We start from the raw sequence: 21,876 nt of genomic DNA, 5'->3' as shown, positions 1-21,876 counted from the left end.
GTGCCAGATCGTAGCCCGCCTCGGCAGCGGCACCGATCAGCTTCTCGCACAGCACGGTCGTGGCTACGCCACGGCGACCTGCGGTATAGAGGCTGTCTTTGACCGCTACGTCATCATCGATCAGGGCGAAGCCTACCTTGACCCCATCGCCGTGCAGCAGCTCGACCGCAGTCTCGAAGTTGAGCACGTCCCCGGTGTAGTTCTTCACCAGAAACAGCACGCCCGCGCCACCATCAACGGCCTGACCGCACTCGTACATCTGATCCGGGGTCGGGGAGGTAAAAATCTCGCCGGGGCAGGCGCCATCCAGCATCCCTTTGCCCACCAGACCGCCGTGCATCGGCTCGTGGCCGCTGCCACCGCCGGAGACCAGCGCCACCTTGCCCATCACGGGGGAGTCGGCGCGGGTGATGTAGTGGGGCTCGATACGTACCTTGAGCTCGGGGTGGGCGGCTGCCATCCCCATCAGTTGTTCACGGACCACGGCATCGACGGCATTGATCAGTTTCTTCATGGCTCACTCCTTGGCTTGCCACCGCTCGGGTGGGCAAATGGTTGATGGAGCCAGTCTAACGACAGAAAAAGGGATAAAAATGACGGGCGTTTTGGTTCGGATTTGAAACAGCAGAAGAGGGATGGGTGTTTCAATCTGAAACGGTGCGGGGCAAACGGGCGGGAAACTGTTAGCTGACTCACAGCCATGAAAAAGGGCCCCGCAGGGCCCTTCGCTATAACCGGAATATGCGGACGGGTTAGATGGCCCAGCCACCGGCATAGAAGATCACCAGCGCCAGGGCGATGATGACGGTGCCGACGTTCAGCTTCTTCCACTCGGCAGCGAAGATGCGGCCAACGACCAGCGCCACGAAGCCCAGCATGATGCCGGTCACGATGTTGCAGGTCAGCACGATAAAGACGGCGCACAGCATGCCGGAGAGGGCATCGACCGAGTCGCTGAAGTCCAGCTTGGTGACGTTGCCCAGCATCAGCAGACCGACGTACATCAGGGCCGGTGCGGTGGCATAAGCCGGTACCAGATAGCTCAGCGGGGAGAGGAAGATCATCAGCAGGAACAGCACGCCGACCAGCGCGGCGGTCAGACCGGTTTTGCCACCTGCTGCGGTGCCTGCGGCAGATTCGATGTAGACGGCAGCCGGAGCACCGCCAACAGCGCCAGCCACCATGCTGCTGACGGAGTCGGCAGTCAGGGCCTTGCCGCCGCTGATGATGTGGCCACGCTCGTTGATAAGGCCAGCCTGACCGGCCACGGCACGGATGGTGCCGGTGGCGTCAAACACGGCGGTCATCACCAGTGCCAGTACGGTCGGAATGACCACCGGATTGAGGGCGCCCAGCAGATCCATGCTGCCCACCAGTGAGCCTTTCTCGCCAGTCAGGCTCGGCATGGCGAAGAAGCCCTGCCAGGTCACTTTCGGGTCGAAGATGAGGCCGAGGATGGAGATGGCGATGATCACCATCAGGATGCCGCCAGGCACCTTGCGACGCTCCAGACCGAAGATGGCAGCCAGACCCAGCACCGTCATGATGACCGGGAAGGCGGTCACTTCACCCAGTTGCACCGGCAGACCGGCCCCTTCGTTCTTGATCACCATGCCGACGCCGTTGGTGGCGATCAGCAGCAGGAACAGACCGATACCGATACCGGTGCCGTGGGCGATGCCGGAGGGGAGGTTGTCCAGGATCCACTGGCGCACGCCGGTGACGCTGATCAGGGTGAACAGCACCCCCATCAGGAAGATGGCGCCCAGGGCAACCGGAATGCTCAGTCCCTGACCCAGTACCAGACTGAACGCGGTAAAGGCGGTGAGCGAGATGGCGCAACCGATGGCCATCGGCAGCTTGGCCCACAGACCCATCAGCAGGGAGCCGAAGGCGGCGATCAAACAGGTGGCCACAAACACCGGGCCCTGCTCAAAGCCGGCAGCACCCAGCATGTTCGGCACCACTATGATGCTGTAGACCATCGCCAGGAAGGTGGTCAGCCCCGCGACCAGCTCCTGACGCACGCTGCTGCCGCGCGCAGAAATGGAAAAATAAGAGTCCAGAAAGCCGCCAGTCCCTGTTTGGGCGGCCATATCTTGCTTTGCCATAACTAATCCTGAAAGTGTGAAGGAAATCGTTTGCGTTGGTGGCGCGCAAAATAGCAAGAATTCGCGGCAAATACAGCGGATAACCGGACTTTTTCGTCACTATTTTACATTTTAAGCCCATTCGAAGCTCATTCTAAGACTCAAGCGGTGAGAGCGTGTAAGGGAGGGATCAAGCGGTCGGGGGAGGGGAGATCTGTGAGGAAAAAGCGGGGAAAAACAAAAAACCCGCCGAAGCGGGTTTTTTAAATTCTTGCAGAGCTGTCAGCAGTTGGCATAAGCCATCAGCAGCATGCTCCGGCTTGAATTACAGACCAACTACGTTGGCAGCAGCCGGGCCTTTCTGGCCTTGCTCGATGGTGAACTCAACGCGCTGACCTTCGTCCAGGGTTTTGAAGCTGGTGGACTGGATAGCGGAGAAGTGTACGAACACGTCTTTGCTGCCGTCAGCCGGGGAGATGAAACCAAAACCTTTCTCAGCGTTGAAGAACTTAACGGTACCAGTCATTTTGTTAGACATAATAATTTCCTTAAATAGTGTTGAATGCCACCTAAATGGCAATTTTTGATTTTTCGTCAGCAATACGTATGGGGAGCACTAAAGAAGGAGAATTATTTGATAAGAATTATCCGAGGATAACGCTTATGCTAATCACTGCTTTACTAAAATGACTGCCTAACATAATCAGGTCTGAACTGCCGAACCATCGAGAAAGATTAAAACACGCTCTCATTTTTAAAGCAAACTTTATCTCGATATTAATGTTTTGTAAAAGCCAAAAATATCATTTTTTATAGTAAACATGATGCATTTCAACGGCATAGGAAAATTCATAAGGACTCATATCATCCTGTGGCAAGCCGGATTCGGCTTTTTTGTCCTGACTATGTAGCCAGTTCTGGCAAAAATATGAGAAAAAATGAAAAGCTGGCGATAGATGGGGATTGTTAGTTGGCGTTCTCTCTAACTCACAATGTAAATCACTTCTTTGCTGCTGCGATTAGCTTCTGGGCTGCAAATCAATGGCGGCGCCAAATCTGGCTCATCGAGCATCGCCCAGACATGCAAACGCCCGCAGGCACAAGTGCCAGCGGGCGTTTTGCAAGAGGGGATCAGCGCTTGCTGCGAAACTTGTTGCTGACCGAATCAATCCAGCTGAAGGTTTCTGGCAGTACCTGGTTTTTGGCGCGCTCTTTGGCTTTCTCGCGAGCCAGCTTGGAGGCTGCCTTGGCCGCTTCGGCGCGGTCGGCCACAATTTTCAGGCGACCCTCTTCGCGGATCTTGTTCCGCTCTCCGTTGGTCAGCTGGTGGTCTGCATTGGCTTGTGCCTTTTGCAATAACAAGGCTATCTCGGCTTTTTCGGCCTCGGTCAGATCTTTCATTTCCAGCTTTTTCACGGCGCGCTCCTGCGGCAGGGTGGTTAGACACCCTAACACAGTTGTGCCGATCACTTCTTATGCAATCGGCTTTCCGGCAGTAAAAATGCGGGTTTGTGCCAACTTTCCGTTATTTCGCTGCCACTTTCCCGCCTGTTTGCCACATTTCAATTTATGGCGAGCGGTGAGGGCAGCTCTTGCTCCTCCGGCTCGACGTGGATCAGCACGATGGCGTGGGGCAACTGCGCCATGATGGCGTGTTCGATGCGATCACAGATATCGTGGGCTTCGCCGATGCTCATCTCCGGGGGCAGGGTGAGATGGAAGTCGATATGGCGACGACGACCGGCACGACGGCTGCGCAGATCGTGAAAACCGCTGGCGGCAGGGCAGCATTCGGTGATGATGCGGCTGGTCATCGCCAGCTCTTCCGGGCTCATGCTCTGGTCGATCAGCGGCTGGAAGGCCTCGTTGAGCATGCTGATCGCCTCTCTGACAATAAAGATGGCGACCGCAATGGCGACCAGCGGGTCGAGGATGGCGAGTGAATGGCCGAACAGACCGGCCAGCCAGATCCCGCCAAGACCGACGGCGACACCGGCTGAAGTGAGCACATCCGCCTTGAGATGGAGCGCATCGGCCGCCAATGCAACTGACTCTTCTTCCCGGGCCACCTTGTAGAGGTAGGCTGAGACGCCGCTGTTGACCAGCGCCGAGATCACCATCACCAGCACGCCCCAGCCAATGCTTTCAATCGGGCTGGGGGTGATTAGCTTGTCGACAGCTTCGAAGATGATCCAGCCTGCGGCCAGCAAGATAAGCAGTGCTTCGATGACACCGGAGACATTTTCAATCTTGTCGTGACCATAGGGGTGGCTCTCATCGGGCGGGAGATCGGACTTTTTCACCGCGAACAGGGCGATCAGGGCCGCCACCAGATCCATGGCGGAGTGGATCGCCTCCGAGATGATACTGACCGAGCCGCTGGCGAACCCGGCTACCATTTTCATGATGATCAGACTGATATTGGAGCAGACCGACACCATGGCGGCTCTGGTTTTTCTGTTCATGTACAGCTTCCTGAATAAAAACGGATATTTCGGTGCGCGCGCATTATATCCGGCTGACCGGAAATAACCTATTCGGTGTTGTAACCTGATGTTTCTGATGATATTGCGAATGCTTATTAAAATGGTGACCTCTTGCGCGGCAATAAATAATGAGAGGGATTTATATTTATCCGTGAAAATATCTCGAAAGCGATGCCTGAATATGAGAGTAACAATATTTAATAATGCGAATTACTCTTTTTTGGTCTTTCCTGTTGAGGTCTTTTGACCTCAGCCCCTTGAGAGCGGAACACTGCGTTTTTTGGGCGAGAATGAGGCTGGATCCGGATGCCGGGGGAGGGTATGCTGGGTCTGGTGATGGTCTTGCACCATCCCACCAAGCGTACTGAAGTTGATGATTCGGATGGCATGCTGGCTCCCATGAGGAACCAACTGTCTGGGTAACATTTTTGGAGTTTGATGATGAGTAACAAAGAACATCACAACGGCAAAGATGCCAAGAAAAAACCGCAGATGTCACTGAAAGAGAAACGCGAAGCCAAACGTCAGAAAGCAGAACTGAAAAACGGCAGCGCAATGAAGTAACGCTCCCCTACTGCTGTTCCTTCGGAGCCAGTACAAAGCCAGCCCTTACCGGCTGGCTTTTATGTTTGTGGCTCACGGTGTGGCGCCGTAAGCCGCGAAAATCTGGTGATAACGACCATCCTGACGCATCGCCTCAAGGCGCTTATCAAACAGATTGCGGGCATCGGCCGTTCGGAAGGCAAAGTGATAGACGGTGGGCGGGAAGAGGTCTGCTTGTCTGACCTGATTGCGCTCGTAGTGTTCGCCTGCCTGGGCGGTGGCAATCAGCTGGTCGAGGTAGTAGTAGAACACCCGCTCCTCCAGTACGACTGCATCGACCCTGCCGCGCATCAGCTGATGTACCTGCACCTGCTGCTTGGCTACCTCCTCATAGTGGGGATTCTGGTTGGCCATGGTGGCGAACGCGCCCCCCAGAATGATCCTTGCCCGTTGAAAGGCGGTGACCCGTTTTGAATGCAGGTCGTCCAGAGTATTGATGTGGGTGCTGCGCAGGGTGAAGATCCGGTTATGGAAGGTGATAACGGGCTGGGTCAGAACGTGAGGATTAACCATACCGGGTCTGACGTTGATGATGGCATCCAGCTTTCCTGACTCGAACAGGCGGAAGGTACGCTCCAGCGGCAGAAATTCAAAGCTGGGCTCATAGCCGCTGCCAGCGAACGCCTCTTTCAGCAGATCCAGCTCGATGCCACTCTGATTACTTTCGATCACATATGGAGGGATGGCAAAGCTGACCCCAACCTTGAGTGGCGTTGCCTGCAACTGGCCGGAGAGCATGCTGGTCAGCATTAGCAATAAAGGGGTGAGCAGTTTCATTGCACTTTTCACAAAGCGCTCCTGTGGAGAATATCCATCACTGTAGGGGAGGCAACCATAAAGCGTTATATCCCTTTCGGGCTGAGAGGTTCAGCCTGAGTGCATAAAAAAAGACCCTGAGTTATCAGGGCCTTTTCAATATTCTGTTCTTAGAACGGGATATCGTCGTCGAAATCCATCGGCGGCTCGTTATATACCGGCGGCGCAGATTGCGGCTGCTGGGCAGGACGGCCATAACCGCCTTGCGGCTGCATGTTCTGCTGCGGAGCCGGTGCCGGGCGCTGCTGATTCATCGGCTGCTGGGCAGGCATGCTTTGCTGTGGCTGACCCCAGTTACCCTGGGATTGGCCACCCATGTTCTGGCCCATACCCTGACCGCCTTGCGGACGGCCACCCAGCATCTGCATTACGCCAGTGAAGCTGTCGACCAGCACTTCAGTGGTGTAGCGCTCCTGGCCGCTCTGATCTTGCCATTTGCGGGTCTGCAGCTTGCCTTCCACATAGACCTGGGAGCCCTTCTTCAGGTACTCGCCAGCCACTTCGGCCAGCTTGCCCATGAAGACGACGCGATGCCATTCGGTACGCTCTTTCTGCTCACCGGTCTGCTTGTCGCGCCAGGTTTCGGAGGTAGCCAGAGTAATGTTGGTCACAGCACCGCCACTCGGCATGTAGCGTACTTCCGGGTCTTGCCCGAGGTTACCGATCAGAATGACTTTATTGATGCCTCGACTGGCCATAATCTCTCTTCCACCTTTAAATTCCGGCCAGGCAAAACCTGGGCCAACCAAATGAGTTACCGCGCTTTTATCTTTCCCATGCTGTTATCGTATTGAACAACATGGTTTTTCTATACCCGTAGCAGCAATCAGGTTGATGTTTACTTATTACCTGGCTCACGTTTAGCCCCCAATAGTAACAGTTGATGCGTCCCTGCGCACCCTCATCCGCGTGGTGTTGCCGGTTGAGGGAGGAAGCAGAACATCTCTTTGGCATGGGTGGGGAAGGCACGGATTCAATCGCAAAAAAGGATGATAGCGATAGATAATGCCTGTCTATTCATCCAGTAGTCTCTATGCCATACTGACTCGCTCAGGTTTCTGTATCGAGCGTGCAACAAGATGGAAAAGATCGTGGTCCGGGGTGCTCGCACCCATAACCTCAAGAACATCAATCTGACCCTGCCCCGCGACAAGTTGATCGTGGTTACCGGCCTCTCCGGTTCGGGCAAATCCTCTCTGGCGTTCGATACCCTCTATGCCGAGGGGCAGCGCCGCTATGTCGAGTCGCTCTCCGCCTATGCCCGCCAGTTCCTCTCCCTGATGGAGAAGCCGGACGTCGACCATATTGAGGGGCTCTCGCCTGCCATTTCCATCGAGCAGAAGTCCACCTCCCACAACCCGCGCTCGACCGTCGGCACCATCACCGAGATCTACGACTACCTGCGTTTGCTGTTTGCCCGGGTCGGTGAGCCACGCTGCCCGACTCACGCCATTCCGCTCGCCGCCCAGACCATCAGTCAGATGGTGGATCAGGTGCTGGCCCAGCCGGAGGGAAGCAAGCTGATGCTGCTGGCCCCGGTGGTGCGGGATCGCAAGGGGGAGCACGCCAAGCTGCTGGAGAATCTGGCGGCGCAGGGCTACATCCGTGCCCGCATCGACGGCGAGGTGTGCGACCTCTCCGATCCTCCGACTCTGGAGTTGCACAAGAAGCACACCATCGAGGTGGTGGTGGACAGGTTTAAGGTGCGTGATGACCTGGCCCTGCGTCTGGCCGAATCGTTCGAGACGGCGCTGACCCTCTCCGGTGGCATTGTGCAGGTGGTGCCGATGGACGGGGAGGAGGGGGTTGCCGCCATGACCTTCTCCGCCAACTTCGCCTGCTCGGAGTGCGGCTACTCCATGTCGGAGCTGGAGCCGCGGATCTTCTCCTTCAACAACCCGGCCGGTGCCTGCCCGACCTGCGACGGCCTCGGGGTGCAGCAATATTTCGATCCGGCCAAGGTGATCGGCGATCCTGCCATCAGTCTGGCCAATGGTGCTATCCGTGGCTGGGACAAGCGCAGCTTCTACTACTTCCAGATGCTCAAATCCCTCTCCGAGCACTACAAGTTCGATCTGGAAACGCCGTGGGAAGATCTGCCTCTCAAGACTCAAGAGGTGATCCTGCGCGGTTCCGGCCGTACCGAGATCGAGTTCCGCTACATGAACGACCGCGGCGACGTGGTAGTGCGCAAGCACCCGTTCGAGGGGATCCTCCACAATATGGAGCGGCGCTACCGCGAAACCGAGTCCAACTCGGTACGCGAAGAGCTCTCCAAATACATCGCCAACAAATCCTGTACCAGCTGCGGTGGCAGCCGACTGCGAGAGGAGGCGCGTCACGTCTTCGTCGACAACCGCAACCTGCCGGCCATCGCCGAGCAGTCCATCGGCGATGCGCTGGCCTTCTTCGAGGGGTTGAACCTGACCGGTCAGCGCGCCCAGATCGCCGAGAAGATTTTGAAAGAGATCGTCGAGCGACTCGGCTTCCTGGTGAACGTGGGCCTCAACTACCTGAGCCTGTCGCGCAGTGCCGAGACCCTCTCCGGCGGCGAGGCCCAGCGGATCCGGCTGGCCAGCCAGATCGGTGCCGGTCTGGTGGGGGTGATGTATGTGCTCGATGAGCCCTCCATCGGTCTGCACCAGCGCGACAACGAGCGGCTGCTCAAGACCCTCACTCACCTGCGCGATCTCGGCAACACAGTGATCGTGGTGGAGCACGACGAGGATGCCATTCGTCTCGCCGACCATGTGCTCGATATCGGCCCGGGCGCAGGCGTGCACGGTGGCGAGATTGTTGCGCAGGGCACCCCCCAGCAGATCATCGACAATCCGGAGTCGCTGACCGGTGACTACCTCTCCGGCCGCAAGCAGATCGCCATTCCGGCCGAGCGCACGCCGCTCACTGGCAAGTGGTTGAAACTCAAGGGAGCGAGCGGCAACAACCTGCGCAACGTCAACTTGGATCTGCCCATCGGGGTGATGACCTGCGTTACCGGCGTTTCCGGCTCCGGCAAGTCGACCCTGATCAACGACACCCTGTTCCGCATCGCTCATCGCGAGCTGAACAAGGCCACCGAATCCACCCCGGCACCCTATCGCAGTGTCGAGGGGCTGGAACATCTGGACAAGGTAGTGGATATCGACCAGAGCCCCATCGGCCGTACCCCGCGCTCCAACCCGGCCACCTACACCGGTCTGTTTACCCCGATCCGCGAGCTGCTCTCCGGCACCCAGGAGGCGCGTTCACGCGGCTACCAGCCGGGCCGCTTCTCCTTCAACGTGAAAGGGGGTCGCTGCGAGGCGTGCCAGGGGGATGGCGTCATCAAGGTGGAGATGCACTTCCTGCCGGATGTCTACGTGCCGTGCGATGTCTGCAAGGGCAAGCGCTACAACCGTGAGACGCTGGAGGTGAAGTACAAGGGCAAGAACATCCACGAAATCCTCGAGATGACGGTGGAAGATGCCCGCGAGTTCTTCGATCCGGTGCCGGCGGTGGCGCGCAAGCTGCAGACCCTGATGGACGTGGGCCTCTCCTATATCCGGCTCGGCCAGTCGGCCACCACCCTGTCGGGCGGCGAGGCGCAGAGGGTCAAGCTGGCGCGGGAGCTCTCCAAGCGGGATACCGGTCAGACCCTCTACATTCTGGATGAGCCGACCACAGGGCTGCACTTCCACGATATCCAGCAGTTGCTCAAGGTGCTGCACCAGTTGCGGGATCGTGGCAACACCATCGTCATCATCGAGCACAATCTGGATGTGGTAAAAACTGCCGACTGGATCGTCGATCTGGGGCCGGAGGGAGGCGCCGGTGGGGGCCGCATTCTGGTGACGGGGACGCCGGAGGAAATTTGCGCCAATAAAGAGTCTCATACAGCTCGTTTTTTGCGGCCACTATTGGCTCGATAAGCCGTTATAATCGAGGGGCCTTTGGCCCCTTTTTGTTATAAAAATCGGGAGCATAGGGGAAGCTCGTCAAGTGTGGGCAGGCTTGGCATTTCAGCATCATAGTAATGGATATATCGGGTTATGGCTCAGGCTCCGCGCACGATTGATCATCAGTTGGCTTACTCCATGTTTCCCATCTGGCTGGGGGCGATCCTGCTATTGCTGGTTCTGCTGGCGTGGGCCCAGATCCCGGCCGCCAGCCGGATTGAGGAGCAACGAATGAAGGAGCATCTGCTGCGCGTGAGCAAGGCGGTGCAGGCGGATGTGACGGCTATGGATGCATTCAGTCGGGATTGGGGCATCTGGGATGACAGTCACCGCTTTATGGGCACCAAAAGCAGGTCGTACATCGAATCCAACCTGTTTAGTGATATGCCTATGCGGGATTTTAGTCTCAACCTGATGAGCTTCATGGATCTCACCGGCTACGAAATCTGGACGCGCACCCTGCTACCCGATGCGCCGGGGATCAATCCGGATCAGTTTCCCTATTTCCTTGATGAACTGAAAAAGCAGTTAAGGGCGCGCTCGGTGGCGCAAGGGGGCATCAATCTGCACGGGATCCGTGCTTCTCAGTGGGGGCCGCTGATGTACTCGTGGCAGCCGATCAGAAATAGTGACGAGTCGGCCCCGTTCAACGGTTTCTTGCTGGTTGTTCGTTGGCTCGACAAGGCCTACCTCGAGCAAGTATCGGAGCGTACCGCGCTGCCACTGGCGATTTCCCACACCAATCTGGATGTCACCGCTACCTTCAAGCCACTGAAACCGCAAATAACGTATCGCCTGATCGACCTTGGGTTCACCCGGCTCAGGGGAGAGGTGCGACTGCTCAACAGCGATAACCAGCCGGTACTGACTCTGGTGATTGAGGAGGAGAGAAAGATCTTGAGTGGCGTCATGGAGGGGGCGCTCTGGACTTTTATCGGCATGCTGTTTATCAGTTTTATCTGCGTCATGATCGCCATGTACCGGCTCAACAGCATTGTGCTTACCCCGTTACAGCAGCTGGTGTCGGCGCTGCAGCGCTTTGGCGATCGACCAGATGCCACCTTGATCCCCTATATCGACAGCAGCGCCGAGATGGCGACCCTGAGCAGCAGGTTCAGGGAGATGGCCAGCAAGGTCAGTCAGCAACACGATGATTTGTTGGAAAAATCCAGCCAGATGGAGATGGCTGCATTCACCGACCCCTTGACCCGTTGCTTCAATCGTCGCTATCTCGATGGCTGGTTGCAGGCCAACTGGGCCAAACCTTGTCTGTTATTGCTGCTGGATCTGGATCATTTCAAGCGGATCAATGATCGCTTGGGCCATGACATCGGGGATCTGGTGCTGAAACAGTTGGCGGATCTGCTACGCAAGGTGGTGACAGGAGAGCGCGAGCCGATCATCCGGCTGGGCGGGGAGGAGTTCTTGTTGCTGTTGCAGGTGGATGACGAGCAAGAGTTGGCGCTGCGGGTCGAATATCTGCGCCAGCGTGTCGCTCAGCACCGCTTTGGCAAAGAGGATGCGCCACTCTGGTTGACGGTGTCGCTGGGGTTCTGCCGCTATCCGTTGCACCCGGAGTGCCCGGATTCATTCTGGAGTCACAGCTTCAAACTGGCGGACATGGCGCTGTATCAGGCCAAAGTCGGCGGACGAAATCGGTGGTGTGGCTACGCTGGTAGCTTCTCTGCGGAGGGCATGGGCCAGACTCCGGAACAGCTTGCCGAAGGAGGGGATATCACCCTGCTGCACTCTGTCAACCCGGATTAACCCTGCCGTACCAATACCAGATAGGCCAGGGCGACAATAAAACCGAGCAGGATAAAGAGAAAGGATCCGATTCCCCACACGGCCGCGAGAAAGGCCCCCACCTTTTGCCATTTCGACTCATTTTTCATAAATAAACCATTACTTCCCAGTAACTTGTATGGCGCAAAAAATACGCTGATTTGCCCATATTAACAACAATTAATAGCCGCGCTGCCGCGCAATAAGATGTGGTTTGTTTGCTCATTTTGGCGCTGGATGCGGGTAGTTACAACCTGTCGAAACAGGCATTTCAGCTTGTTGTCTGGGGACTCAACGAGATTTGGATGGTGCGCAAAGATGTCACACCAATCGATTTATTTCTGTGCAACCTTTGCTCCAAGTCAATAACTTTACATTTACAAGGGCATATAGTCAGCGGGCTTACAGCATCAAATGAAAACAAAAAAGGGATTACGTGATGAAAAAATTACTTCCTCTGATGATTGCCGCTGCAGTGACCTCTCCTTTCGCCATGGCCCATCAGGCTGGTGATATTCTGGTTCGTGGTGGTTTGGCCATCGTTTCTCCTCAGGAGAGCAGTGACAACGTATTGGGTACCGGTGAATTTGAGATTAACAGTAATCAACAGCTTGGCCTGACCCTCGGTTATATGATCACCGACAACTGGGGTGTTGAGTTGCTGGCTGCAACCCCGTTCTCCCATCGTGTGAGCACTGCTGGATTGGGGGAAATTGCCAAGGTTAAGCATCTGCCACCCACATTGATGGCCCAATACTATTTTGGCGATGCCCAGAGCAAGGTTCGCCCGTATGTTGGTGTGGGCGTGAACTACACTACCTTCTTTGATGAGAAAGGGGTGGGAGCACTTGATGGTGCGAATATCAGCCTTGACGACTCTTGGGGTCTGGCTGGTCAGGTCGGTATCGATATGGCGGTTACAGATCGCTGGTTTGTAAACGGTTCAGCCTGGATCATGGATATCGATACAGATGTTAATGTTGAGGGTGTTGGCACCTTCAAAACGCATATCGACCCGATGGCCTTTATGGTGGGTGTTGGCTACCGCTTCTAATGATTCTGACTGCGGTTCTGAACGGATCGCGGAAGATAGCAAAGTACGTCTCTTTCAGCCCGGCTTGTGCCGGGCTTTTTTTGGTTGGCTGTTTTTGTCTGTACTGTGATCCAACCCGATACAAGTCAATTAAATACCTGCCGCTTGATTTCAGTTATTCGCCACCCCTGCCGATAGTGACTATGTTCACTTTACCTTCCCCAATGAGTGAGGATGTCTCCATGGGCTTATCTATCGTGCAGCGGATCATCGCCGGATTCGTGTTGATGCTGCTGTTGCTGATCCTGCTTGGTGTGATCAGTACCTTTAAAATCAAGGGTATAAATGACGGCCTCTCTGCCGTATCTGACCGGGCAACCCCGCTGGTAGTGGCTGTCGCAGGTCTCAAGGGGGCACTGCAGGATAGTAACCGCTGGGTGCTGGTCTACCGCACCAGTGAAGATGCCGCTCAGTTGCCGCAGTTGGCCAATCAGTTCAAGGAGCAGCAGAACCGCTTCGCCCAGCTGAGTCAGGAGATGGGTAAATTTACCGACGTAGCGGATGCTCGTGCCCGCTTCCAGCAGGTCGAGAGTGCTACCACCCAATTTTATGGCTTGGCGGATCAGGTGTTGGCACAGCATCGACAGTGGGTCAGTGCGCTGGAGCAGCGCCACAAGCTGGAGGTGGAATTTATCCGCCTTGAGGATACCTACCAGTGGGCGGCGGATTTGCTGCTGCAACAGACTGCCAGCAAGCGTTCCATGCGCAACAAGGCGGAGCTTATTACCTCGGGTATCGCCCGCGATCTGAAGAATATCCGCCGTGCCGATGCCAAAACCGACCTGAACGAGCTGGAAAAGGTACTCAGCAAGGATATCGAGATGGCCCGCAAGCGTCTGGAGCGTGTACTGGTGCCCGATGATGTGAAAGCGCGCTTTGTCTCCAATCTGGATCGGATGCAGGAGCTGGCGCTCGGCGCTCAGGGTTTGTTGGCGACTATGCGTCGGGCTCAGCAACTGGCGCTGTCGCTGGCCACGCAAAATCAGCAGCTGGATGCCAGTCTGGCCAACAGCCTCAATTTGCTTGATGAGATGGGCAAGTCTGCCGGTGCCATCGCCAGTGATAGCCGGATCAATGCCGATGCAGCGGTCAGTAGCGCCAGCTTCTGGATCCTGGTGGTTGCCGCGATGTCGGCCGCTGCCGCACTGGTGATCGGCTATACCACGGCTCGCAGCATTCAGCGCCCGTTGCAGATGATCAACAAGGAGCTCGATTACATGGCGGCCGGCGACATGACCCGCCGCATCAACTACCGCAGCAGTTGCGAATTTGGCAGCCTTTCCCGCTCCATCGATACGCTGGCGGGCAAGACCGGCGAGCTGCTCTCTCAAATCAATGCAGGCTCCCGCCATCTGGTGGATGAGGCGAGCCGCGCCGCCGAGATCAGCGAACGGGCCATGTCCCGGGTACAGGAGCAGAAGAGCCAGACCGATCAGGTGGCCGCCGCCATTACTGAGCTGGAAGTGAGTGCCACCGAGGTGGCCCGCTCTACCGATGGCACCAAGCGGGAAGTGGATCTGGCCGATGAAGAGGCGCGCAATGGTCGCCAGAAAGTGGCCACCACTCGCCGGATCACCGAGCAGCTGGCTGGCGCCATGGAAGAGGCGGTCGGGATAACCTACAAACTTGGGGAATTCAGCAACAACATCGGCAGCATTCTCGATGTGATCCGCAGCATTGCCGAGCAGACCAACCTGCTGGCGTTGAACGCCGCCATCGAAGCGGCTCGTGCTGGCGATGCCGGTCGCGGTTTTGCGGTGGTGGCCGATGAGGTGCGGGCGCTGGCCAATCGCACCCAGACTTCGACCGAAGAGATCCAGGAGATGATTGAGAACCTGCAGAGCTCCAGCAAGCATGTGGTTGAAGTGATGGGGCGCAGCCAGGATCAGACCCAGAGTTGTGTCGAGCAGACTCGCGAGATGGATGTGGCGCTGCAATCCATTGCCGATCGGATGGGGGCCATCAAATCGATGGCTGATCAGGTGGCCCATGCCGCTCAGGAGCAGATCTCCGTCAGTCAGGGGGTCGCTCGTCATATCGCCGGTATTGCCGATGTGGCATACGAGACCGAGCGGGAGGCGCGCGAATCCGCCAGCAGCAGCGAAGTGCTGGCTGACCTGGTCGCCAAACAGCAGCAATTGATCGCACATTTCAAGGTCTAGGAGGGCTTATGTCTAAAAAGTGGATTGGAGCCCTGAGTCTCCTGTTGTGTGGCCAGCTGATGGCCAGCGAGCTGGTGATTGAAAGCTGGCGAACCGATGACAAGGCGTTGTGGGAGCAGAAAATCATCCCGGCGTTTGAAGCGGCGCATCCCGGCATCAAGGTGAGTTTTCATCCGGTGCAGAACGTCAACTACATGCCCACTCTGTGGGAGAGCCTGAAAGGCGGTAAGGCAGGGGATCTCATTACCTGTCGCCCGTTTGATGACTCGCTCGCCCTGTTCAAGGCGGGCCATCTGGCCGAGCTGACCGAAATGGCAGGGATGGAGAACTTCCCGAGTTTTGCCCAGTCACCCTGGCAGACCGATTCCGGTGCCCAGACCTTCTGCGTCCCCATGGCCTCGGTGATCCATGGCTTCTTCTATAACAAGAAGATTTTCAGTGAGTTGGGGCTCACCTTGCCGCAAACCCGCGATCAGTTCTTCGCCGTGCTGGACAAGATCAAGGCCGACGGTCGCTATGTGCCGCTGGCCATGAGTGGTTCTGAGAGCTGGGTTGCCTCCGAACTGGGGTTCCAGAACATTGGCCCCAATTACTGGAAGGGAGAGGACGGCCGTCTGGCACTGATCGGCGGGCAGGAGCGGTTGGACAACCCCCAATATGTGAAGGTGTTCGACGAGCTGGCCCGCTGGCGTTCCTACCTCGGTGAAGGTGGCGAGAGCCGCGATTATGCGACCAGTAACGAGCTGTTCACTTCGGGCAAGGCCGCCTTCTACGTGGCGGGCTCCTGGGAGATTGCTCCCTTTACCGGCAAGGTCGATTTTGGCGTCATGCGCCCGCCGGTGGCCAAACAGGGTGATGGCTGTTTCTTTACCGATCACACCGATATCGGTATGGGGATGAACCCGGCCAGCAAGAACAAAGAGGGGGCAATGGCTTTTCTGCAGTGGCTGACGACGCCGCAATTTGCCGAGCTCTATACCAACTCGCTGCCGGGATTCTTCTCCCTCTCCAACCACTTTTTCGATGTCACCAATCCGGCGGCCAAAGAGATGATGGAGTGGCGCGATCAGTGTGACTCGACCATTCGGGTGGCGACCCAGATCCTCTCCCGTGGTACGCCCAAGTTGGGGGATGAGCTGGCCGAGGTGAGTCAGGCGGTGCTGCTTGGCAAGATGGAGCCCAAAGCTGCCGCAGATCGACTGGAAGGTGGCTTGAAGGGCTGGTATGCCCCTCATCAGGGCAACAAGGCCAAGAACGCGGATTGTCAGTGTGATGCGGTTGCCCCTGCTCCTGTTTCAGCGCCGACGACTGAGGTGTCCGCAGCTCCCGCGACCAGTGAAACATCGGCCGTGGTGTCACCTGTTGTGACTCCCGCAGAACCCGCATCAGCGGCCGCTGCCCCATTACCGGCGCCGTCGGATGAGGTGGAGCAGGCGCTCTCCAACGAGCTGGAGGCGCCACAGCAGCCACAGCAATAGGTCATCTGCATCAATAAGAGCGGGAGGCATCAGCCTCCCGTTTTTTTATGGCTCGCGGCCAGCATGTATCGCTTTATTGTGCTTCGTGGGGCCAGCGGCAGAGGCTGCCGATGCGGGCAACCGGGGCAAACCCCAGAGAGCGGTAAATGCGCTGGGCATGGTAATGCTCGTCAGCCACTATGATCAGCTGTTTGACACGGGACAATCCAGCGCGAGCCACTTGACTCAGCAGCTGGCGGCATAACCCCTGATTGCGCCACGCATGGTGCGTGCGTACCAACTGGAAGCGCCCAAGTGTGCCGCAAAAGAAGAGGCCACAGCTGGCGACCAGTTGTTCCTCTTTCCAGATCCCCCACCAGTCCCCGAGACCATCGGCAATCATGGCCTGATAGAGCGCCAGGCGGGATCGCAGATAGGGGAGATAGCTCTGTTCCGAGTGTCCCTCATCCCGTTCATTGAGTTCGAAGTCGAGCCACTCAGGCCAATCAGCAGTAGTGAAGGTACGTGCCTCAACCTTGCCCATGTCGTCGTGAGGGGGGGGGCAGCTCTGCTCATCCAGCGCCAGTACCACGCACTCCATATATTGGTATCCCGTTGCGACAAAACCGGCGATCCGGCTGTTTTGCCCGGGGGCCAGTGGCCATTGGAAGGTGCGGTGGCGCACTCGAGGCTCCTGGCCGATCAGCTGATCGAATGTGGCTTCCAGCCAGCCTTTGTCACGGTCGCTGGGTGGGTTGGGGAGTAGCAGGTAGTTGCCGAAGTAGTAGTCGGGAGCATCCGGCGTGCGAACCGCCCAGAACTGCTCATGCTGGATGACCTCGCCCTGGTAGCGATCAAACAGCAAGTCGGTGGCAAAGCCGGGGTGGGTATCCATGATGGTGCTCCTGCAAAGACTCATTCTGTTATCGGCAGGAGTGGGAAATAGATGAAAAGGGGCCGGAGAAACCTCCGGCCAAACAATCACACGCAGATTCAGAACGTCCAGGACGATCTGCCCCCATCATAACTCGACTGGGGCGATTTTGGGATGGGCACTTTTCGGTTACGTACCGTTAATTTTGTAAATATGACGTTCGTCAGATCGGATGTGAGGTAAATCCCTGTTGACTTTGTGTCGTTTTACTCATAAATATAAAGACGTTTAGACGTCCAAACATCCGTTTTGACGTAGACAGATGGATTGCAGGACAGGGAGAAGATCAGATGGGATTTCACAGTGCACGTCAGGTTGAGGCGCTCAACCAGAGCTTGGCAGATTTGAATGGCGATATATCGGTCAGTTTCGAGTTTTTTCCGCCCAACAGTGAAGGGATGGAGAATACCCTCTGGCAGTCCATCGAACGGCTGAAAGTGCTGGAACCCAAGTTCGTCTCTGTTACTTATGGCGCCAACTCCGGTACCCGTGATCGCACCCATAAGGTGATCAAGGACATCAAGGAACGGACAGGCCTGATTGCGGCGCCGCACCTGACCTGTATCGATGCCAGTCGCGACGAGCTGCGCACTATCGCCCGCGACTACTGGAACAGCGGTATTCGTCACATCGTGGCTCTGCGCGGTGATTTGCCACAGGGGCTGGAGAAGCCGGATATGTATGCCACCGATCTGGTTGCTTTGCTCAAGTCGGAGGCGGACTTCGATATCTCGGTTGCCGCCTATCCGGAAGGGCACCCGGAGGCCAAGAGTGCGCAATCCGACCTGCTCAACCTCAAGCGCAAGATTGATGCCGGTGCCAACCGCGCCATCACTCAGTTCTTCTTCGATGTGGAAACGTATTTGCGCTTTCGGGATCGCTGCGCCGCTATAGGCATCGATGCTGAAATCGTGCCGGGGATCCTGCCGGTCTCCAACTATCAGACCCTGGCCAAGTTTGCCGGTTTTACCAACGTGAAGATCCCGCGTTGGATGCATCAGCGTTTCGAGGGGCTGGATAACGATCAGATGACCCGCAATCTGGTGGGGGCGAGCATCGCCATCGATCAGGTGCGCGTGCTGAGTCAGGAAGGCGTGAAGGATTTCCACTTCTATACCCTGAACCGCTCCGAGCTGACTTATGCCATCTGCCATACTCTGGGGGTTCGTCCCAAGGGTTGACCGGTGGTCACCGCGATAAAAGCAAAAAGCCAATGAGTTGCTCATTGGCTTTTTCGTTATGGCCGATTATCAAGGTCTGGTCGGGGCGATCTCTTTTGGCTCAAGATCGATAACCGCATTACCGGCAGCCCCCGGATACTGGCGATAGACCTGATCCTGCTCCAGTGTGTAGAAGGTATCCAGATAGTCGTCGTTGTTGGTCATCCAGGAGTCGGGCAGTGCCTTGACGATGCGACCGCCGAGATCGAGGAAGGGCAGGGCTTCCGGCACGCCACCCGCAGTAAAGCCGAGTTTGAGAGCTTCAATCAGCAGGGCGCTCAGCTCCTTGTAGTTGACGTTGTCATCCTGCTCCATCATCACCACATCGACGGCACCCCAGCGATAGCGATCCCAGTAAACCAGGATCTGGTTGGGGGTGTAGTCTGTGTTGTCATAGTCGAGGTAGGGCATGTCGACAATATCGACCACAGGCTCATCCCGACTGGGATTGACCCCTGCGACCACCGCATACACTTCGGCTGCACCGAGCAGCCAGGGCTCCTGATCATCCTTCAATCTGATCTTTTTCAGGATACTGGTCTTGAGCGGCGCCGTGCTGGCCGCCACTCGCGAGGCGCTTTGCAGATCCGCATCGGCCAGTGCTTTGCGCATCACCTTCAAGCCTGCGTTTTTGGCTTTGACGGGATCGGCTTCGACTACCAGAACCGGCCGGGCCGGAGCCTTGTCCACATCCAGATAGACGGGATTGCCAGCACTATCGAACGCTTCAATGGCGCTCCAGCTCTTCTCATCCCCACTTGGAACATAGGCGACCAGCGGTTCGACGCCCTGCTGCAGTGCTGTGGCCTGATCGGTGTTGGCCAGCCTCAACTGCATCAGTTGCTTGACCTCGCCATCCAGTCCTTGCCGGCTGATGGCTGCCTGGTTGGCATCGCTCGCCTGCCGTTTAAGGCGCGGGCTGGCCTTCTGCAGCAGGTTGGGAAGCGGGCTCTGGTATTGCTGATTGCTCAGCAGGGGCAGCAGGTTTTTCTGCTGAAGTGCGAGCTGGCGAGCCAGCTCTCGATCCGTATCGGCAGCCTGGACGCTCGTAGCACCCAGTATGGCCAGTAGTAACAAGACAGCCTGATTTTTCATTTTTATACTCCGTTGCATGGAACCTGACAGGGCACCATGTCCGGGAAGATTGGTGCCCTGACGCCACTAGAAGGAAATTAGTTTCACTTGTGAATCATTTTATCTGGATAGTGTGCAGAGGTTCACGGTTTGAGGTTCAATTGATTCCTTTGTCGATATAATTGGAACTGATAGATAGCCAGACCAATCAGCAGACCCCAGCAGGCTGCCGCGATGCCGAGCAGGCTGATCCCGGACGCGGTAATGATAAAGGTGAGCAGCGCAGCTTCTCGCGCTTCATCCTCTTGCAAGGCCGAGTGCAGGCTGCTGCCGATGGTGCCTAACAGGGCCAAACCAGCGACGCAGGTGACAAGGGTTGCCGGAAAGGTGCTAAACAGGGCCGCGACGGTTGCGCCGAAGCAGCCGGTCACAAGATAAAAGCAACCCGCCCAAACCGCAGCAGGCCAGCGGCGCTTGGTATCCGGGTCGACCTCTTTGCCCATGCAAATGGCGGCAGTGATGGCGGCCAGATTGAAGGCATAACCGCCAAAAGGGGCGAGCAGCAGGCCAGTCAGGCCAGTCCAGCTGATCAGCGAGGAGGTGGCAGGCTGATAGCCATGGGCTCGCAAGATGGCAATCCCCGGCATGTTTTGCGATGTCATGGTGACAATGAACAACGGCAGCGCGATACCAAACAGAGCATCAAGGGAGAAGGCTGGCCATGTCCAGACCGGGCTGGCGAGTTGCCAGTGAAGGGTGCCCATTTGCAAATCCCCCCGCAGGCTGCAGATCAGCATCCCCACTCCCAGTACCAGCACCATGGTATAGCGGGGCCAGAGATGACGACCCAGCAGGAAGGCCAGCAGCAGGGTGCCAAGCAGCAAGGGATCTTGCGGGGCGACCTTGAACAGATCCAATCCGAACCTGAGCAGCACGCCAGCGAGCATGGCGGCGGCCAGTGGAGCCGGAATATGTTTCATCAAACGGTCGAACCAGCCGCTAATGCCACACAGAGTGATCAGCAGGGACGAGATCACAAAGGCGCCGATGGCTTCCGCCAGAGTGAAGTTGCCCAGCGTGGTGATCAGCAGTGCCGCGCCCGGTGTGGACCAGGCGGTTAGTATGGGTATGCGGTAATAGAGAGAGAGGCCGATGCAGCTCACCCCCATGCCGATCCCCAGCGTCCAGAGCCAGGAGGCGACTTGGGCTGTATCAGCACCCGCTGCCGTGGCGGCCTGGATGATCAGGATGACGGAGCTGGTGTAGCCGACCATCACGGCGATAAAGCCTGCGACCAGATGGGGGATGGCGAAGGGCATGACTCTTCCTCTTGGCGTTGTGACGCGCTGTGCGTTATTACGTACAATACAGCTTTGACTATATCGCTGTGCGCTATAGCGCACAAGGCACATCGTGCAAGAGTAATAAAGAGGCAGTTATGCAAGAGATGAGTCAGCATCTGGCTGCTCGACTGAAGGAGCTGCGCAGCGAGCGCGGCTGGAGCCTGGATGCTGCCGCGCGCGAAACGGGTGTCAGCAAGGCGATGCTGGGGCAGATTGAGCGGGGAGAGTCCAGCCCAACGGTGGCGACGCTGTGGAAGATAGCCACCGGTTTTCGAGTCTCATTTTCCAGTTTTATTGAGCCCACACCCGCCGCGCAGGCAGAGGTGCTCTATCGCACCGCCGATGCCATTCGCCAGCAGCCAGCGGGAGAGGGCATGCAAGTGGCGCCGCTCTTCCCTTATGAAAAGCGGTTTGGTTTCGAGTTGCTTGAACTGACCATGTTGCCGGGTTACCAGCGTGAGTCCGAGCCCCATGAGCCGGGAGTGACCGAGCATGTCATCGTCATCAGCGGCATGATGGAGGTGCTGGTGGAAGGGGAGTGGCGCTCATTGGTGCAAGGGGAGGCGGTGCGCTTTGCTGCCGACCGTCCCCATGGTTATCGCAATCTGGGCATAGCCCCGGCAATTTTCCACAACTTGATTCACTATCCAGTGGCAACACCCTGAACATGTTCCGCAGTCATCAACCCGGTCGGCCATCTGCTCTGGGGCGGGTCAGTATCGGGGTATAGACCCAGACAAACAGACCATAGGCAGCGATCCAGGCAAGCGCGCTGAGGTTCCAGCTATGCAGGGTATAAGCAGGCCAGAACAGCGGAATTGCCACCCGCATTGTAGCGGCAGCGATAACCAGGGCGAATGCGCCAGTGATCCTGCGTC

At 57.0% G+C, this 21,876-nt stretch carries 18 protein-coding genes and 1 pseudogene; 8 read left to right on the top strand and 11 right to left on the bottom strand.

Going from position 1 to position 21,876, the window contains the following annotated elements; all coding sequences use genetic code 11:
• The 5 genes and pseudogenes from AACS18_RS21835 to AACS18_RS21815 all read right to left on the bottom strand — a co-directional run.
• A pseudogene (locus tag AACS18_RS21835) lies at positions 1–460 on the bottom strand (dihydroxyacetone kinase subunit DhaK); the annotation flags it as partial.
• Between the two features lie 292 nt (positions 461–752).
• Positions 753–2,111, bottom strand: a complete 1,359-nt coding sequence (locus AACS18_RS21830) for an NCS2 family permease (protein WP_005340164.1) — start codon at positions 2,109–2,111, stop codon at positions 753–755.
• Between the two features lie 304 nt (positions 2,112–2,415).
• Entirely contained in the window at positions 2,416–2,628 is a 213-nt protein-coding gene (gene cspE / locus AACS18_RS21825) for a transcription antiterminator/RNA stability regulator CspE (RefSeq protein WP_005316548.1), read from the bottom strand.
• 593 nt (positions 2,629–3,221) lie between these two features.
• Entirely contained in the window at positions 3,222–3,506 is a 285-nt protein-coding gene (gene yjbD, locus AACS18_RS21820; protein ID WP_005340165.1) for a DUF3811 domain-containing protein, read from the bottom strand.
• A gap of 146 nt (positions 3,507–3,652) precedes the next feature.
• The gene (locus tag AACS18_RS21815; RefSeq protein ID WP_108613315.1) at positions 3,653–4,555 is read right to left on the bottom strand and encodes a cation diffusion facilitator family transporter; all 903 of its coding nucleotides are present in this window, start codon (positions 4,553–4,555) and stop codon (positions 3,653–3,655) included.
• Between the two features lie 459 nt (positions 4,556–5,014).
• Here AACS18_RS21815 and AACS18_RS21810 point away from each other — a divergent pair, with 459 nt between their 5' ends.
• A complete protein-coding gene (locus tag AACS18_RS21810) occupies positions 5,015–5,140 on the top strand; it encodes a hypothetical protein (RefSeq protein WP_019445191.1) in 126 nt (41 codons plus the stop codon).
• Positions 5,141–5,212: 72 nt separating this feature from the next.
• Here AACS18_RS21810 and AACS18_RS21805 read toward each other — a convergent pair whose 3' ends face one another.
• Positions 5,213–5,956 carry a substrate-binding periplasmic protein gene (locus tag AACS18_RS21805; RefSeq protein ID WP_108613314.1) on the bottom strand — a complete coding sequence of 248 codons (744 nt, stop codon included), beginning with the start codon at positions 5,954–5,956 and terminating at the stop codon, positions 5,213–5,215.
• Positions 5,957–6,105: 149 nt separating this feature from the next.
• Positions 6,106–6,693 carry a single-stranded DNA-binding protein gene (locus AACS18_RS21800; protein ID WP_005340181.1) on the bottom strand — a complete coding sequence of 196 codons (588 nt, stop codon included), beginning with the start codon at positions 6,691–6,693 and terminating at the stop codon, positions 6,106–6,108.
• A 381-nt stretch (positions 6,694–7,074) separates the two neighbouring features.
• Between AACS18_RS21800 and uvrA the strand changes: the two genes are divergently transcribed.
• From uvrA to AACS18_RS21775, 5 genes are all read left to right on the top strand, one after another.
• A complete protein-coding gene (uvrA, locus tag AACS18_RS21795; RefSeq protein ID WP_108613313.1) occupies positions 7,075–9,903 on the top strand; it encodes an excinuclease ABC subunit UvrA in 2,829 nt (942 codons plus the stop codon).
• Positions 9,904–10,023: 120 nt separating this feature from the next.
• Positions 10,024–11,697 (top strand): sensor domain-containing diguanylate cyclase, encoded by a 1,674-nt coding sequence (locus tag AACS18_RS21790; protein ID WP_108613312.1) that lies wholly within the window; start codon positions 10,024–10,026, stop codon positions 11,695–11,697.
• A gap of 457 nt (positions 11,698–12,154) precedes the next feature.
• Positions 12,155–12,769 (top strand): outer membrane protein OmpW, encoded by a 615-nt coding sequence (gene ompW / locus AACS18_RS21785; RefSeq protein WP_108613311.1) that lies wholly within the window; start codon positions 12,155–12,157, stop codon positions 12,767–12,769.
• Positions 12,770–12,990: 221 nt separating this feature from the next.
• A complete protein-coding gene (locus AACS18_RS21780) occupies positions 12,991–14,970 on the top strand; it encodes a HAMP domain-containing methyl-accepting chemotaxis protein (RefSeq protein ID WP_108613310.1) in 1,980 nt (659 codons plus the stop codon).
• An 8-nt stretch (positions 14,971–14,978) separates the two neighbouring features.
• Positions 14,979–16,448 (top strand): ABC transporter substrate-binding protein, encoded by a 1,470-nt coding sequence (locus AACS18_RS21775; protein WP_108613309.1) that lies wholly within the window; start codon positions 14,979–14,981, stop codon positions 16,446–16,448.
• Positions 16,449–16,521: 73 nt separating this feature from the next.
• Here the strand turns inward: AACS18_RS21775 and AACS18_RS21770 are convergent, their stop codons facing one another.
• On the bottom strand, positions 16,522–17,322 hold the full coding sequence (locus AACS18_RS21770; RefSeq protein WP_108613308.1) for a GNAT family N-acetyltransferase: 801 nt from the start codon (positions 17,320–17,322) through the stop codon (positions 16,522–16,524).
• Between the two features lie 329 nt (positions 17,323–17,651).
• Between AACS18_RS21770 and metF the strand changes: the two genes are divergently transcribed.
• The gene (gene metF / locus AACS18_RS21765) at positions 17,652–18,542 is read left to right on the top strand and encodes a methylenetetrahydrofolate reductase (RefSeq protein ID WP_005340191.1); all 891 of its coding nucleotides are present in this window, start codon (positions 17,652–17,654) and stop codon (positions 18,540–18,542) included.
• A gap of 69 nt (positions 18,543–18,611) precedes the next feature.
• On the opposite strand, the gene AACS18_RS21760 is transcribed toward metF, so the two are convergent.
• Positions 18,612–19,676 (bottom strand): DUF3103 family protein, encoded by a 1,065-nt coding sequence (locus AACS18_RS21760; protein WP_108613307.1) that lies wholly within the window; start codon positions 19,674–19,676, stop codon positions 18,612–18,614.
• A gap of 122 nt (positions 19,677–19,798) precedes the next feature.
• The gene (locus AACS18_RS21755; RefSeq protein ID WP_108613306.1) at positions 19,799–20,974 is read right to left on the bottom strand and encodes a benzoate/H(+) symporter BenE family transporter; all 1,176 of its coding nucleotides are present in this window, start codon (positions 20,972–20,974) and stop codon (positions 19,799–19,801) included.
• Positions 20,975–21,093: 119 nt separating this feature from the next.
• Here AACS18_RS21755 and AACS18_RS21750 point away from each other — a divergent pair, with 119 nt between their 5' ends.
• Complete coding sequence (locus AACS18_RS21750) at positions 21,094–21,663, top strand: helix-turn-helix domain-containing protein (protein ID WP_108613305.1); 570 nt, start codon at positions 21,094–21,096, stop codon at positions 21,661–21,663.
• Positions 21,664–21,679: 16 nt separating this feature from the next.
• On the opposite strand, the gene AACS18_RS21745 is transcribed toward AACS18_RS21750, so the two are convergent.
• Positions 21,680–21,876, bottom strand: a 197-nt coding sequence (locus tag AACS18_RS21745; RefSeq protein WP_146184816.1) for an NnrS family protein, incomplete at its 5' end; no start/stop codon positions are given.

The sequence above is a fragment of the Aeromonas sp. HMWF015 genome, assembly GCF_963878965.1.
GTDB lineage: Bacteria > Pseudomonadota > Gammaproteobacteria > Enterobacterales > Aeromonadaceae > Aeromonas > Aeromonas veronii.
Note: the sequence above shows the minus strand (reverse complement) of the source record. Positions and strands in the feature narration are given on the sequence as shown.